Origin of the sequence: Streptomyces sp. yr375 (assembly GCF_900110755.1) — a bacterium.
In the GTDB taxonomy this organism is placed as follows: domain Bacteria; phylum Actinomycetota; class Actinomycetes; order Streptomycetales; family Streptomycetaceae; genus Streptomyces.
In genome coordinates this window covers 83,684-95,719 of the sequence record NZ_FOFF01000033.1, presented here as the reverse complement: position 1 = coordinate 95,719, position 12,036 = coordinate 83,684, and the positions used below count along the sequence as shown (strand labels likewise).

Here is a 12,036-nt window from a genome sequence, read left to right as displayed (position 1 = left end):
GCGGAACCGCTTGCGCGGCTGCAGTGCCAGCGCCGGGCCGAGGTGATCGACGATCCGGTCGGCCGCGGACTTGGACACCCCGAACAGCGGCGCCAGTTGGCGCAGGGTCAGGTTGGTCCGCCAGTACGCGGCGACCAGCAGGACTCGGTCCTCCAGTGGCAGGCTCCACGGCCGGCCCTTGCGGACCGGGTCTGCACCCTCACGCCGCAACGCGGTGATCAGCTTGCCGAACTGACGCGGGCTCAGCCCGGTGAACGGGGCTATCCAGGACGGCTCCGACGCCGTGATCACACCAGACACGGCAAGATCATCTCATCCGTGACCAGCAGTTACGGGACAGCTCTTAGTGCTGGGCATCTGGCGCGGGGGGCCTGGCGCTGGGCATTTGGGGAGGGGCGTCTGGCACGGGGGCCTGGCGGACGAGGGTGGGACGAACAGGTTGCCTGAGCCGGAGCCTGATCGGGGCGTGAGTGTCGGTCGGAGGCTGCCTGAGGGGGGGAGGGCTCAGGGGGCCACGATCACCAGTACGCCCAGGCCGATGGCGAGCACGATGCCTGCGGAGCCGCAGATGATGCCGGCCAGTGCCTGGCCGGGGTTGGAGGCCTCGCCGCGTCGTGCCCTGCCTCGGCCGAGCGCGCCGAAGACGATGCCCAGGATGCCGAGGACGATCGCCAGCGGCCACAGGCAGAAGACGACGGCCGAGATGATCCCGAGCACGAGCCCGGCGACGCCCATCCCGTTGTTGCCCCCCGCGCCGTGCCCGGGCCACCCGTAGGGACCCGGAGCGCCGACCCCGTAGGGGGACTGGTGCTGGGGCGGGTAGCCGTACCCGTAGCCGCCGGGATAGCCGTACGGGATCTGTCCGGGACCGTCGGGGGCGATGGGCGGCGGAGGAACCGCGCCACCCTGGACGGGAGGCGGGAACGCGCCGAACGGACCCGGACCGTTCGGTTGCGGGGCCCCGTAGGGGTCGGCCCAGGGCAGCGAGGTTGCCGTGCGCTGGTCGTGGACGGACGGGGGTGCCTGGTCAGGCGGCCAGGCCAACGGTTCGTTCCCGGCGACGGTACGACCGGGCCCGCTACCGCTCCACGCATTGTCGCCGGGGGCGGCCCAGGGGTTCGAGGCAACGGGCGCACTGGCAGTGCGGGGGTCTCCGGGGGCCTCGGCAGTGCTGGGCGTTCCGGCGTCCCCAGTGGCACGGGCAGTTCCGGCAGCACCGACGTCCCCGACAGGCCAGGCCGCACCAGCGTGCCCGGCGACACCGTCAAGCCCAGCAGGCTGGGTGTCCCCAGCCGCACCAGCCGCCGCCGCAGCGGCCCCGGCAGTTCCGGCGGCACCGGCGTCTCCAGCAGGCCAGGCCGCACCAGCGTCCCCAGCGGCCCCGGCAGCCCTGGCGGTATCAGCGTCTCCGGCAGTTCCGGCGTCCCCAGCGACACCGGGAGTCCCGGCAGCACCGACGTGCCCGGCAATCCTGGCACCCCTGGCAGCATCAGCAGTCCCGGCGTCCCCAGCGGCACCAACGTCTCCAGCAGGCCAGGCCGCACCAGCGTGCCCGGCAGTTCCGGCGGCATCGGCAGCACCGACGTCCCCGGCGACACCGGCAGTCCCAGCGGCACCAGCCGCACCGCCATTCCCCGCCACGTCCGCCGTATCCGCCCCGCCCCTGCTCACCGCGTCCGCCGTATCCGCCCCGCCCCTGCCCGCCACGTCCGCCGTATCCGCCCCGTCCCTCTCCGCCCCGTCCCTGCCCCCGTCCCCCAGGCTCTTGTTCAGTTGCACCTTGGAGGGCGCGTCCCGTGGGTCGGTTGGGTTTTCGGGCATGCGTGGGTCCCCTCTGTTGTTGGCTGGGTGTCACTCTCTGTCAGGCCTTGCGTCATGCTACGGCCCGGGGGGGCGAGGCGGGCGGCGGTCTCCCGGGCCCTCCGCCTACGATGATGCCGACTCATCGATCAGCCGATCACCCGCGTCCCGTCAGGCCCGCTCGACCCGGGACGCCGTCCCGGGGAGGACCCCATGACCGACCGCCTCGACGCCTCCGCAGCCGGTGTGGGCCGCGACCTGCACGCCTTCATCGCGGGGCTGCCCAAGGCCGAACTGCACGTCCACCACGTCGGCTCCGCCTCCCCCCGCATCGTCTCCGAGCTGGCCGCCCGGCACCCCGACTCCAAGGTGCCCACCGACCCCGAGGCCCTGGTCGACTACTTCCAGTTCACGGACTTCGCCCACTTCATCGACGTGTACCTGTCCGTCGTCGACCTGATCCGCACCCCGGAGGACGTCCGGCTGCTGACGTACGAGGTCGCCCGGGACCTGGCCCGCCAGCAGGTGCGGTACGCCGAGCTGACCATCACCCCGTTCTCCTCCACCCGGCGCGGTATCGACGAACTCGCCTTCATGGAGGCGATCGAGGACGCCCGCAAGGCGGCCGAGGCGGAGTTCGGGACCGTGCTGCGCTGGTGCTTCGACATCCCCGGCGAGGCCGGTCTCGAAGCCGCCGAGGAGACGGCGCGGCTCGCCACCGACGACCGGATCCGCCCCGAGGGGCTGGTCTCGTTCGGGCTCGGCGGCCCCGAGATCGGCGTACCGCGCCCGCAGTTCAAGCCGTACTTCGACCGGGCGATCGCCGCCGGGCTGCGCTCGGTGCCGCACGCCGGCGAGACCACCGGCCCGCAGACGGTGTGGGACGCGCTGGCCCATCTGCGCGCCGAACGCATCGGGCACGGCACCAGCTCCGCGCAGGACGAGAAGCTGCTCGCGCACCTCGCCGAGCACCGCATCGCCCTGGAGGTGTGCCCGACCTCGAACATCGCCACCCGCGCGGTCCGCACCCTCGACGAGCACCCGATCAAGGAGTTCGTGCGGGCCGGCGTCCTCGTCACGATCAACTCCGACGACCCGCCGATGTTCGGCACCGACCTCGACAACGAGTACGCCGTCGCCGCCCGCCTCCTCGACCTCGACGAGCGCGGCGTCGCCGACCTCGCGAAGAACGCCGTCGAGGCGTCCTTCCTGGACGAGGCCGGCAAGACCCGCATCACCAACGAGATCGACGCCTACACCGACACCTACACGAACGCCTCCGCAGCGGAGCGGCCTGCTCGCTGACGTCACAATGGGGCCCATGCAGACGCTCACTGCCGTGGCCCATCGCGGCGACCCGTACCGCTTCCGTGAGAACACGCTCGACTCGCTGCGTTCCGCGCTCGACCAGGGCGCGGACGCCGTCGAGTTCGACGTCCGCCTCACCCGCGACGGCGTGCCCGTGCTGCTGCACGACGAGACGCTGAAGCGGCTGTGGGAGCTGGACCGGCCGCTGCGGTCGCTGTCCGCCGCCGAGGTGCGCGGGCTGACGGCGGGCGCGCTGCCGACCCTCGCGGAGGCGCTCGCCGCGACCGACGGCCACCGGGTGATGCTGGACCTGCCGGGCACCCGGGACGTCCGGACGGCACGCCGGATCGTGGACGTCGTACGGGAGGCGGGGGCGGCCGACCGCGCCTACTACTGCGCGGGCGCCACCGAGATGCTCGCGGTCCGCGCGGCCGACCCGGCCGCCGAGATCGCCCTGACCCGCACCAGCCTGGCGCCCCCGCGCCCCGCCCTCCTCGCGGCGGTGCGCCCGCGCTGGCTCAACTACCGCTTCTCCCTCGTCGACCGCGACCTCGCCGCCCGCGTCCACCGCGACGGCTACCTGCTGTCCGTGTGGACCCCCGACACCCGCCGCTCCCTGCGCCGCCTCGTCGACCTGGGCGTCGACTCCATCACCACCAACCGCATCGACGTCCTGACGGCCCTGCTACACCCGTGAGCGCTGCGCCACCGTCGCCGGGTCGGCCGGGGTCGCGCGGGTGACGTACTGCGGGACCGGGGTGTCGTCGTCGCCGGTGTCGCGGACGAGGCCGTAGCGCGTCGCGCCCTGGTCGGGGCCGGTCGTGAGGTCCTTCTCCACGGCGTCCCAGGTGGTCGGGAAGACGTTGAGGCCGTAGTCGGCGCCCCGCTCGTTCACCGTGAGGGTGACGGTGCCGGCGAGGTAGAAGTACTCGTTCTGCCACATCTGCTGGGCGCCGGACGGCAGGACGGCGTAGCCGGTGGCCGCGCTGCCCATGCCGGTGGCGGCGGCGTCGGCGCCGTTGACGGGGTCGTCCATGCGGCGGCCGCCGCCCGAGGCCACGTGGAAGAGCTTGCCCTTGAGGCCGGTCCAGGTCGGCATGACCAGGCCGCCGGCGCGGTACTGCGGCGAGATCTGCCAGCGCACCAGGACATAGCCCCGGCCGCTGAGCGTCACGTTGTCCCCGCGGTGGTTCATGGTCGCGTGCGCGCCGCCGCTGCTGGTGACGCCGGGCGCGGGCCGCTGCGGCAGGGCGGCGGGCCGCGCGCCGCGGCCGGGCGCGCTGTCGACGGCGTCGACGACACTGCCGTACCGGCCCGCCGACGACCCGCTCGCCGACGGCGAGGAGGACGAGGACGGCGAGGCGGATGGGGAGGCGGAAGAGGCGGCAGCGGAAGGGGAGGCGGCGGACTGCGCGGGCGTGGTCGCGGCGGTGCGCTCCGCCGTCGGGACGACGCTCGCCTGCGGGGGCCGGTCGTCGGGGGTCTTCACGACGACGTAGGCGCCGCCCGCGGCGAGGGTCGCGCCGGCGGTGACCGCGACGGCCGGTTTGGTCAGCGCGGCCAGCACCTTCGTGGACCAGCTCGCGGAGGCGGTGCCGGCGGCCGCGGCGGCCGTCTTGCCGCCGAGGGCCAGGGAGATCGTGAACCCGGCCGGGATCGGCACCAGGGCGATCCCGACGAGCAGCCGTTCCGCCGGGACGACGGACTCGCCGGTGTCGCCGCAGTAGCCGCAGGCCCGCACATGCCGGGCCAGCCGCTTGCGCCACACGGAGTCGGGGCGGCCGCTCCAGCGGGCGGTCAGGTCGCGCAGGTCGGGGCAGGCGCCGTCGAGGGCGCGCACGATGCCCCGGGAGACCTCCAGCCGCTCCTTCACCCGCTGGACGCGCACGGCGGCGTGCTGCCTGCTGATGCCGACGGCGGCGGCCAGTTCACGCCGGGTGAGTTCGCCCGCGACCTCCAGCCACCACAGGGACAGCAGTTGCCGGTCCTCGTCGTCCAGCCAGCGCACGGCCTCCGCGACCTCCCGCCGTTGGCCCTCCAACTGGAGCCGCAGCACGGTGAGTTCGGCGAAGTCGGCGGCGTCGTCCTGCGGCACGCTCTCGTCGAGGCGCTGGGTCGTCCGGCGCCGGGCGCGGTCCCGGATCTGCCGCATGGCGATCGCGACCAGCCAGGAGCGGAAACTGTCGGGGTCGCGCAGCGAGCCGAGGTTGTCGACGGCGCGCAGCATGGTCTCCTGCACGACGTCGTCGACGTCGGCGTGGCCGTTCAGGGCACGGCCGACAACGTTGTACACCAGCGGCAGCCAGCCCGCGACCAGCTCGTCCAGCGCCTGCCGGTCACCGGCCTGCGCTTCGGCGACGGTGGCCCGCCAGTGCCGGGCGGCCTCCGCGTCGACGTACGTCCTCATGCCCGCACCCTCTCAGCCGACCCCCCGTTGTTGGCAATGTCCGAGATCACACCCGAGGGGACGGCCCGGACGGCTCCGGGATAACACTTTTCGCGGTAAGGGACTTCACTGCCCGGCCGACGGCGTACTCGGCTCGGGCGAGGCCGAGTCCAGCCCGCTCTGCGTCGGCTCCCCGCCGGAGGTGCCCGCGGGGGTGGGGGCAACGGTGCCGGTGGGGGCAGTCGAGGGACCGGCGTCCGGGGCGGGGGTGTCCACCCCCTGCGAAGGGTCCTGCGTGGGGTCGTCCCACGGGGAGGCGTCGACGGCGCCCGAGGGCGTGGGCGTGGGCGCGGGCAGCGTCGACGGGCCGCTGACCGGCGGCGGGGCGAGCGGGACCGCCGGGCCCGCGGGAACGTCGGGCGACATCAGGCGCAGCGGCAGCAGGACGGCGAGCGCGGCGACGGCGCAGGTCGCGCCGACCCCGGCCGCGACGCGTACGCGCCGGCGGCGGGCCGCGCCGCGGCGGATCTCCTCGTAGCGGCCGGGCGGCGGGCCGAGGTGGCCGGCGGCGGGCCGCAGGACGACGGTGAGCGGGTCGTCCGGGTCGAGGTCCGGGCCGCCGTCGTCGAAGTCGTCAGCGGGTGTGATCAAGGCTTCTCCTCAGTTGGGCGCGGAGCATCTCGCGAGCCGCGTGCAGGTCGGCCTTGACGGTTCCTTCCTTGCGCCCGGTCAGCACGGACACCTCCCTGATCGGCATGTCAGCGTAGTAGTGCAGCAGGATCGGCACGCGCAGCCGGTCGGGCAGCGACTGTACGAGCATCCGCACCGAGGGGTCGGCGTTCTCGGCGGGCGGGGCGACGGCGGCCTCGACGGTGGCCCGGCGCACGGCCCGGCGCTCCCGTTCGAGCTTGCGCCAGTGGTCGCGGACCAGGTTGGCGGCGGTGACGAAGAGGAAGCCCTGCGGCTCCGCCACGGTCGTCCAGCGGGCCCAGAGGCGGGTGAACGCCTCCGAGGCGATCTCGTGCGCCGTCTCGTCGTCGTCGACGAGACGGCGGCACCAGCCGGCGAGACGCGGGTAGAGGGCGGCGAACAGTTCGGACGCCGCCCTCTCGCGCGTGCGTGACCGTTTCAACGTTCTCCCGCGGAACTCGATGCGGCACCGGACCCGGTGCCCGAACCGGTGCTGAGCGCGGCGAAGACGATCACGTTGTCGCGGTATCCGTCGCCGGTACGGGGTCCGCCGCACGTGATGAGACGCAGTTCCGGCCGGTCCACGTTCCCGTAGACCTTCTCGGTCGGGAACGCGTCCTTGTCGACGGTCGTCACGTCGGTGACGGCGAACTCGGCCGTCGTGCCGTTCTCCAGGCGTGCCGTGATCCGGTCGCCCCGGCGCAGCCGGTCGAGGTGCCGGAAGACGCCGTCGCCGTACCGGCCGACCGTCACGTGGGCGAGGAGCACCGACGGCCCGGTCTGGCCCGGGGTCGGCGACTGGTCGTACCACCCCGCCCGGTCGTGCCGCTCGACGGGCGGCACCTGCACGGTGCCGTCGGCGGCCAGCCCCAGCCGCATGACCGGGGTGTCGACCCCGATGGCCGGGATCCGCAGCCCGACCGGCACCGACCGCGCGAGGGGGCGCACCGTCTGGGCGGCGGGGGCCGAAGAGGCGGCGGGGGCCGAGGACGTGACTACCGGGTCGGCCGGGCGGGTCTGGTCGGCCGCGTTGTCGGCGCAGCCCGTGAGCAGCAGCACCGCGAGGGCCGAGAGGGCCACGGCGCGCCTGGAGAGCGGGCTCATGCGCCGGTCGCCCTCCGGCGGCGTACGACGTAGAAGACGGTGCCGGCCGCCGCGAAGGCCGCGACCGCGCCGCCGCCGAGCACCGCGCCGTTGTTGTTGTCGGACGGCTCCGCGACGCCGGTGTCGGCCCCGCCCCTCGGCACGGCGGCGACCTGGCTCGGGGCGACGGTCGGGCCGGTGTCGGCGTCCGTGGCCGGAGTCGGGGCCGGGGCCGGGCTCGTGGCGCTCGGGGTGACGTCCGTGCCCGGGTCCGCCGTTGGGGCGACGCTGGGCATGCTGGTCGGCGTCCCGTCGGCGAGGGCGGGGGTGGCGCCCGCCATCAGGGCGGCTCCGGCAACTGCCAGGGCGGCGAGGCCCGTTCGGGATATGAGTCGCATGAATCGCTCTCTTTCATCGGTCCGTTGACGGATCAGGGGGAGAGACGAGGCAGCGGAGGAACAGGTTGTAAAGAGATGGCAAAGTCGAAAAACGCCATGAGAAAAGGGCGGGAAGGAAAGGAGGGTGTCCGGCTGAGCAGCGTACAGGGAGCGGCCGATGTAGTCCGCGGCCGTCGTCCGGTTGCCGATCGAGGCGGGGGTGATGGTCACGTTGGTGTTGCGGGCCTTCTCCACGCCGTTCTCGTAGAGCACGCCGGTGGTGCCGGTCTGGGTGTAGCTGACGTGCTTCCACATGCCGCGCGCCAGTTGGTACGAGGTGCCCGGCCGGGTCTGCTGCTCGGTGTGGAAGTCGGCGGACGTGATGCCGGCGCGGAACTGGTTGCCGGTGGAGAACAGGTAGCCGTTGCCTGCGCTGGAGTTGCCGAACCCGTACAGGAAGGAGGGCTTGTCCATGGTCGGGTCGATCCACACGTCGAAGTCCACGGTGATCGAGTTCAGCCCGGCCATGATGTTGTCGGGCACCTTGACGTAGGTGTTGGTGCCGTTGAAGCCCAGCCCCTCCGCGCCCTTCCAGGCGGCGGTGCCGTTGACCGTGCCGTTGTGGCCCTGGCCCGAGGTGTCGTGCACGACCGTGCCGGAGGTCTCGTCCAGCTTGTAGCGCAGCACCAGCCCGTCGGTGATGTCGGCCTGCGCGGGCACGGCGGTGCCGAGCGTCGCGCCGGCGACCGCCAGCAGGGAGAGGCCGGCGAGGAGAGCGACGGATCTGCGTCGTCTCGCCGGGGTCGGACGGGGAGCGGCCGCGCGCTCCACGTCTGCGGTATGCCGTCTTGGCATCGTCTTTCCTTTCGGAGCTCTGGTCTGAGTTCTGTGTAACGGGAACCGAAGTGGCAGCCGGAGGCGGCTAGTTGCGGCCCTTCGAGGTCGCGAGGATCCAGTGCGCGTAGTCGATCGCCGTGTACAGGACGATCAGCACGGCGGTGCCGTACGGGCCGATGCGGTACCCGTTGAGGGGGTGCGGGTCGCGGTGGCCCTCGGGGAAGCCCAGGAGCCAGTTGAGGCGGCCGCTGAGGGTGCCCCAGTTGTTCTCCTGCGCGACGAACGACGGGTCGATGCGGTAGACGTTGTTGTTGCCCATGACCAGGGAGATGGCGTCCCGCAGGGGTCGCTGCCGGGCGGCCTCGGAGATGAACTGGGTCATCCGCAGCACCCCGCGCGCCATGTTCTGCTGGTTGTTGGCGTCCCACAGGTACCAGACGGCGCTGTTGATGGTGTCGCGGCTGATCGCCATGTACGAGCGGGTCTCGTTGGCGGTGGTCTGCATGCCGACGTAGTTCTCGTCGAACGAGGTACGGCTGATGGCCTTGGCGTTGTAGTAGTGGCCGTTCACCATGCGCTCGCGCTCCTCGTCCGGAACGCTGCGGTTGCCCATGTAGTGGTAGACGTTGTTGCCGTCCCACCAGCCGATGAGGTAAAGGTCCGCCCGCCGCAACTGCAGGCGCACGAAGTTGGAGTTGCCCCACATCTGGATGTCGACCTGCACGTACCCGTCGTGGCGGTTGCGCCCTGCGGGCCAGTTCTGGCTGCCGGGCATCAGGTTCGGGTTGGTGTGGTTGACCTGGTAGGAGGTTCCCGCACCCGGAACCACGGTGCGGCCGCCGTCGTTGACGGCCGCGCGCAGGGCGTTGATGAAGTTCACATAGTCGCTGCCGTGGTCGGTGCCGATACGGAAGGTGGGACCCATGCCGGCGGCCTGCGCCGCCGGCATGGGTCCGACCAGCGCGGCGACCAGGGCCAGGATGACGGCGGCCAGGATGGACATGGCCGTGCGGGGCTTGGTCATGAACCCGGGAATGACGTTTCTCGACCGGCTCGCCGGGACCGAGGGGAGCGAGGAGAGCGGGGACTGCGAGGACTCCGGAGACTCCGAGGACTCCAAGGGCTCCGCCGGGGCCGCGTTCCTTCTTCGCATGTTGTTTCTGTTCCTTTCGCAGCGATGCCTGCGCACCGCTGCACGACCAGGGATCCGGCAGTCGCGGGTGAGATGACACCGCAAAACCGGACATCGCCCGTGCCCGGCCCCGGAACGCTCCGGAACCGCCGTAGCTGATGCGCATGTTGATGCACGGAGGATGAAGGCGGGGTTGGATCATCCGCGATGCGCAGTTCTACCGACGGGCGGGCGGCCGGGCATGGGCAGGCGGCCCCGGGGCGCTGCGCACCGAGGGTCCGCGCGGTGGGCACGGTCGCCCGCCGAATGGGTACCGGCCGCCCGCGCAGTGGGCACCGGTCAGCCGCGCAGTGGGTACCCGGCCGCCGATCGGCGGGCAGGGGGCTGCCGCGCGGGTATCGGGCTACCGCTCCCCCGATACGGGGGCTACCGCTCCCCCGATACGGGGGTTGCTGCTCCCCTGGTACGGGGGTTGCTGCCGCGTGGGTACCCGGACCCGGCTACTGCTCCGCGGGTACCTGGGTCCTGGACCACCAGGACGCGATCCGGGCGCGCGAGCCGAAGCCGAGTTTCCGGAGGATGTTCTGCACATGCCGGTCGGCGGTACGCGGCGACAGCTTGAGCGTGGACGCGATCTGACGGTTGCTCATCCCCTGGGCGACCAGCGCCGCCACTTCGCGCTCACGGCGGGTGAGCATCCCCGGACCGGCCGCCGAGGCGAACTCGTGGGCGGGGTCCAGGGCGTACTCGATGGCCCGGCCGGGACTGTCGTACCGCGCGCCTTCCGCGAGCGCCTGGCGGAACGCCGCCATGCCCAGGACGTTCACGGCCGCCTTCCGGCAGCGCGCGTGATGTTCGAACCGGCGCGGACCGAACGCGGAGCCGCCGACGCCCTCGTGCTTCCACAGGGCGTCGGCGGCCCCCAGCAGCCGGGCCGCCCACCCGTGGTTGTTGCCGGACGCGGTGGACCAGGCCAGGAGTTCGAGCATCCGCGCGACCATCGTGTGGTCGTCGAAGCCCCGCATGCTCTCCAGCGCGGACCGGACCAGCGCCTTGGCCGCATCCCGGTCGCCGCCTTCCCAGGCGTGGTAGCCCAGCGCCATCAGCGCCTGCGCGCGTGCCCACCGCTCGCCCCGGGCCTCGAGGTCGGCGATCACCCGCTCGCCGGTCTCGACCGCTCGGGGATCCCCGGCATACGCCCGTACACAGGCCAGCGCGAGCAGCCAGGAGGTCGCCTGCCGCCCCTCGCCCGACGCCGTCAGATCGGCGCGCGCGACCTCGTACCGCCGCAGGGCCTCCTCCGTTCCCCCGCGGTAGTACACCGACGTGCCCCGGAAGCCACTCGCCTGGGCGCTCAGCACCGGGTCGGCCAACTCCTCGCCCAGCGCCTCGGCTTCGGCCAGCCACCGCTCCGCCGTCTCCAGCTCGCCCTGCGTCAGCGTCACCCGGACCGCGGCGATGAGCGCCCGGCCACGTGCCGGGGTGGGCTCGGGGGCCGCCGCCAGTGCCCGTTCCAACTGACGGCGCCCCTCGCCGAGGAAGCCGCCGACGCACCAGTGCAGGACCAGCGCGGCGGCCAGGGAGAGTCTGGCCTGCGGGTCGCCGCCGTGGTCCAGGGCCACCAGCAGGTTGGTGTGCTCGACCCGCAGCCGGGTCAGCGCCTCGACCTGGCCGGGGCCGTACCAGTCCCGGTCGATGCGCTCGGCCAGGGCGCGGAGAAAGTCCCCGCACCGCAGCAGCACCCGGTCCCGTCGCCGGACTGCGCGAGCCGTTCCCGCCCGTACTGCCGGACGGACTCCAGCAGCCGGTAGCGCGACCTGCCGTCGCTCTCGACGGGCAGCACGATGGACTGGACGACCAGCCGGTCGAGGAGGTCCAGCACCTCGTGCTCCGGGATGCCGTCCCCCGCGCACACGGCCTCGGCCGCGTCGAGGTCGAAGCCGTCGGCGAAGACCGACAGCCGGTTCCACAGCAACTGCTCGGCGGGGGCGCACAGTTCGTAGCTCCAGTCGATCAGGCCGCGGAGCGTGCGCTGGTGCGTGCGCGCGGTCGGGCTGCCGCCGACGAGCAGGGTGAAGCGGTCCTTCAGCCGGTCGGCGACCTGTTGGACGCTGAGGGTGCGCAGCCGGAACGAGGCCAGTTCGATGGCCAGCGGCAGCCGGTCCAGGTCGGCGCAGAGCCGGGTGACCTGGGCCCGGTTCGCGTCGCAGACCTCGAACGCCGGCCGGACGGCGGTGGCCCGGTCCCGCAGCAGGCCGATCGCGTCCTCGGAGGACAGCGGCGGCACGGTGAAGACGCGCTCGCCCGGGATGCCCAGGGTGTGGCGGCTCGTCGCCAGGATGCGCAGTCCGGGGGCGACCGAGAGCAGCGCCTGCGCCAACTCCGCGCATTCCCGGGCCACATGCTCGCAGTTGTCCAGCACG

12 protein-coding genes are annotated in these 12,036 nt (G+C 73.0%); 2 read left to right on the top strand and 10 right to left on the bottom strand.

Annotated elements, in window-relative coordinates; genetic code table 11:
- Both BMZ82_RS27405 and BMZ82_RS27400 read right to left on the bottom strand, forming a co-directional pair.
- Positions 1–300, bottom strand: a 300-nt coding sequence (locus tag BMZ82_RS27405) for a helix-turn-helix domain-containing protein (protein ID WP_143098918.1), incomplete at its 3' end; no start/stop codon positions are given.
- Between the two features lie 204 nt (positions 301–504).
- The gene (locus tag BMZ82_RS27400; RefSeq protein WP_256252135.1) at positions 505–1,044 is read right to left on the bottom strand and encodes a DUF4190 domain-containing protein; all 540 of its coding nucleotides are present in this window, start codon (positions 1,042–1,044) and stop codon (positions 505–507) included.
- Positions 1,045–2,013: 969 nt separating this feature from the next.
- On the opposite strand from BMZ82_RS27400, the gene BMZ82_RS27390 reads away from it, so the two are divergent.
- Together BMZ82_RS27390 and BMZ82_RS27385 are read left to right on the top strand one after the other, a co-directional pair.
- Positions 2,014–3,105: an adenosine deaminase gene (locus tag BMZ82_RS27390; protein WP_093780074.1), complete on the top strand. Its 1,092-nt coding sequence runs from the start codon at positions 2,014–2,016 to the stop codon at positions 3,103–3,105.
- A gap of 16 nt (positions 3,106–3,121) precedes the next feature.
- Positions 3,122–3,805 (top strand): glycerophosphodiester phosphodiesterase, encoded by a 684-nt coding sequence (locus tag BMZ82_RS27385; RefSeq protein ID WP_093780073.1) that lies wholly within the window; start codon positions 3,122–3,124, stop codon positions 3,803–3,805.
- Here BMZ82_RS27385 and BMZ82_RS27380 read toward each other — a convergent pair.
- The 8 genes from BMZ82_RS27380 to BMZ82_RS42795 all read right to left on the bottom strand — a co-directional run bounded on the left by BMZ82_RS27380 (position 3,794) and on the right by BMZ82_RS42795 (position 12,035).
- Positions 3,794–5,515, bottom strand: a complete 1,722-nt coding sequence (locus BMZ82_RS27380) for an RNA polymerase sigma factor (RefSeq protein ID WP_093780072.1) — start codon at positions 5,513–5,515, stop codon at positions 3,794–3,796. The genes BMZ82_RS27385 and BMZ82_RS27380 overlap by 12 nt on opposite strands.
- Before the next feature lie 105 nt (positions 5,516–5,620).
- The gene (locus BMZ82_RS27375) at positions 5,621–6,145 is read right to left on the bottom strand and encodes a hypothetical protein (protein ID WP_093780071.1); all 525 of its coding nucleotides are present in this window, start codon (positions 6,143–6,145) and stop codon (positions 5,621–5,623) included.
- Positions 6,129–6,626 carry an RNA polymerase sigma factor gene (locus BMZ82_RS27370; RefSeq protein ID WP_093780070.1) on the bottom strand — a complete coding sequence of 166 codons (498 nt, stop codon included), beginning with the start codon at positions 6,624–6,626 and terminating at the stop codon, positions 6,129–6,131. Before BMZ82_RS27370 ends, BMZ82_RS27375 begins: the two co-directional genes overlap by 17 nt.
- The gene (locus BMZ82_RS27365) at positions 6,623–7,288 is read right to left on the bottom strand and encodes a class F sortase (RefSeq protein WP_093780069.1); all 666 of its coding nucleotides are present in this window, start codon (positions 7,286–7,288) and stop codon (positions 6,623–6,625) included. Before BMZ82_RS27365 ends, BMZ82_RS27370 begins: the two co-directional genes overlap by 4 nt.
- Complete coding sequence (locus BMZ82_RS42805; RefSeq protein ID WP_371271313.1) at positions 7,285–8,499, bottom strand: LamG-like jellyroll fold domain-containing protein; 1,215 nt, start codon at positions 8,497–8,499, stop codon at positions 7,285–7,287. Before BMZ82_RS42805 ends, BMZ82_RS27365 begins: the two co-directional genes overlap by 4 nt.
- A gap of 67 nt (positions 8,500–8,566) precedes the next feature.
- The gene (locus tag BMZ82_RS27350) at positions 8,567–9,505 is read right to left on the bottom strand and encodes a ribosome-inactivating family protein (RefSeq protein ID WP_177244686.1); all 939 of its coding nucleotides are present in this window, start codon (positions 9,503–9,505) and stop codon (positions 8,567–8,569) included.
- A gap of 608 nt (positions 9,506–10,113) precedes the next feature.
- Entirely contained in the window at positions 10,114–11,355 is a 1,242-nt protein-coding gene (locus BMZ82_RS42800; RefSeq protein ID WP_371271312.1) for a LuxR C-terminal-related transcriptional regulator, read from the bottom strand.
- The gene (locus BMZ82_RS42795) at positions 11,268–12,035 is read right to left on the bottom strand and encodes an ATP-binding protein (protein ID WP_371271311.1); all 768 of its coding nucleotides are present in this window, start codon (positions 12,033–12,035) and stop codon (positions 11,268–11,270) included. The genes BMZ82_RS42800 and BMZ82_RS42795 overlap by 88 nt, the downstream gene beginning before the upstream one ends.
- Between the last annotated feature and the right edge of the window lies 1 nt (position 12,036).

Coding starts and splice junctions, on each gene's coding strand:
- BMZ82_RS27390 (WP_093780074.1), top strand. CDS start 2,014: ATGACCGACCGCCTCGACGCCTCCGCAGCCGGTGTGGGCCGCGACCTG.
- BMZ82_RS27385 (WP_093780073.1), top strand. CDS start 3,122: ATGCAGACGCTCACTGCCGTGGCCCATCGCGGCGACCCGTACCGCTTC.
- BMZ82_RS27380 (WP_093780072.1), bottom strand. CDS start 5,515: ATGAGGACGTACGTCGACGCGGAGGCCGCCCGGCACTGGCGGGCCACC.
- BMZ82_RS27365 (WP_093780069.1), bottom strand. CDS start 7,288: ATGAGCCCGCTCTCCAGGCGCGCCGTGGCCCTCTCGGCCCTCGCGGTG.
- BMZ82_RS42805 (WP_371271313.1), bottom strand. CDS start 8,499: ATGCCAAGACGGCATACCGCAGACGTGGAGCGCGCGGCCGCTCCCCGT.
- BMZ82_RS27350 (WP_177244686.1), bottom strand. CDS start 9,505: ATGACCAAGCCCCGCACGGCCATGTCCATCCTGGCCGCCGTCATCCTG.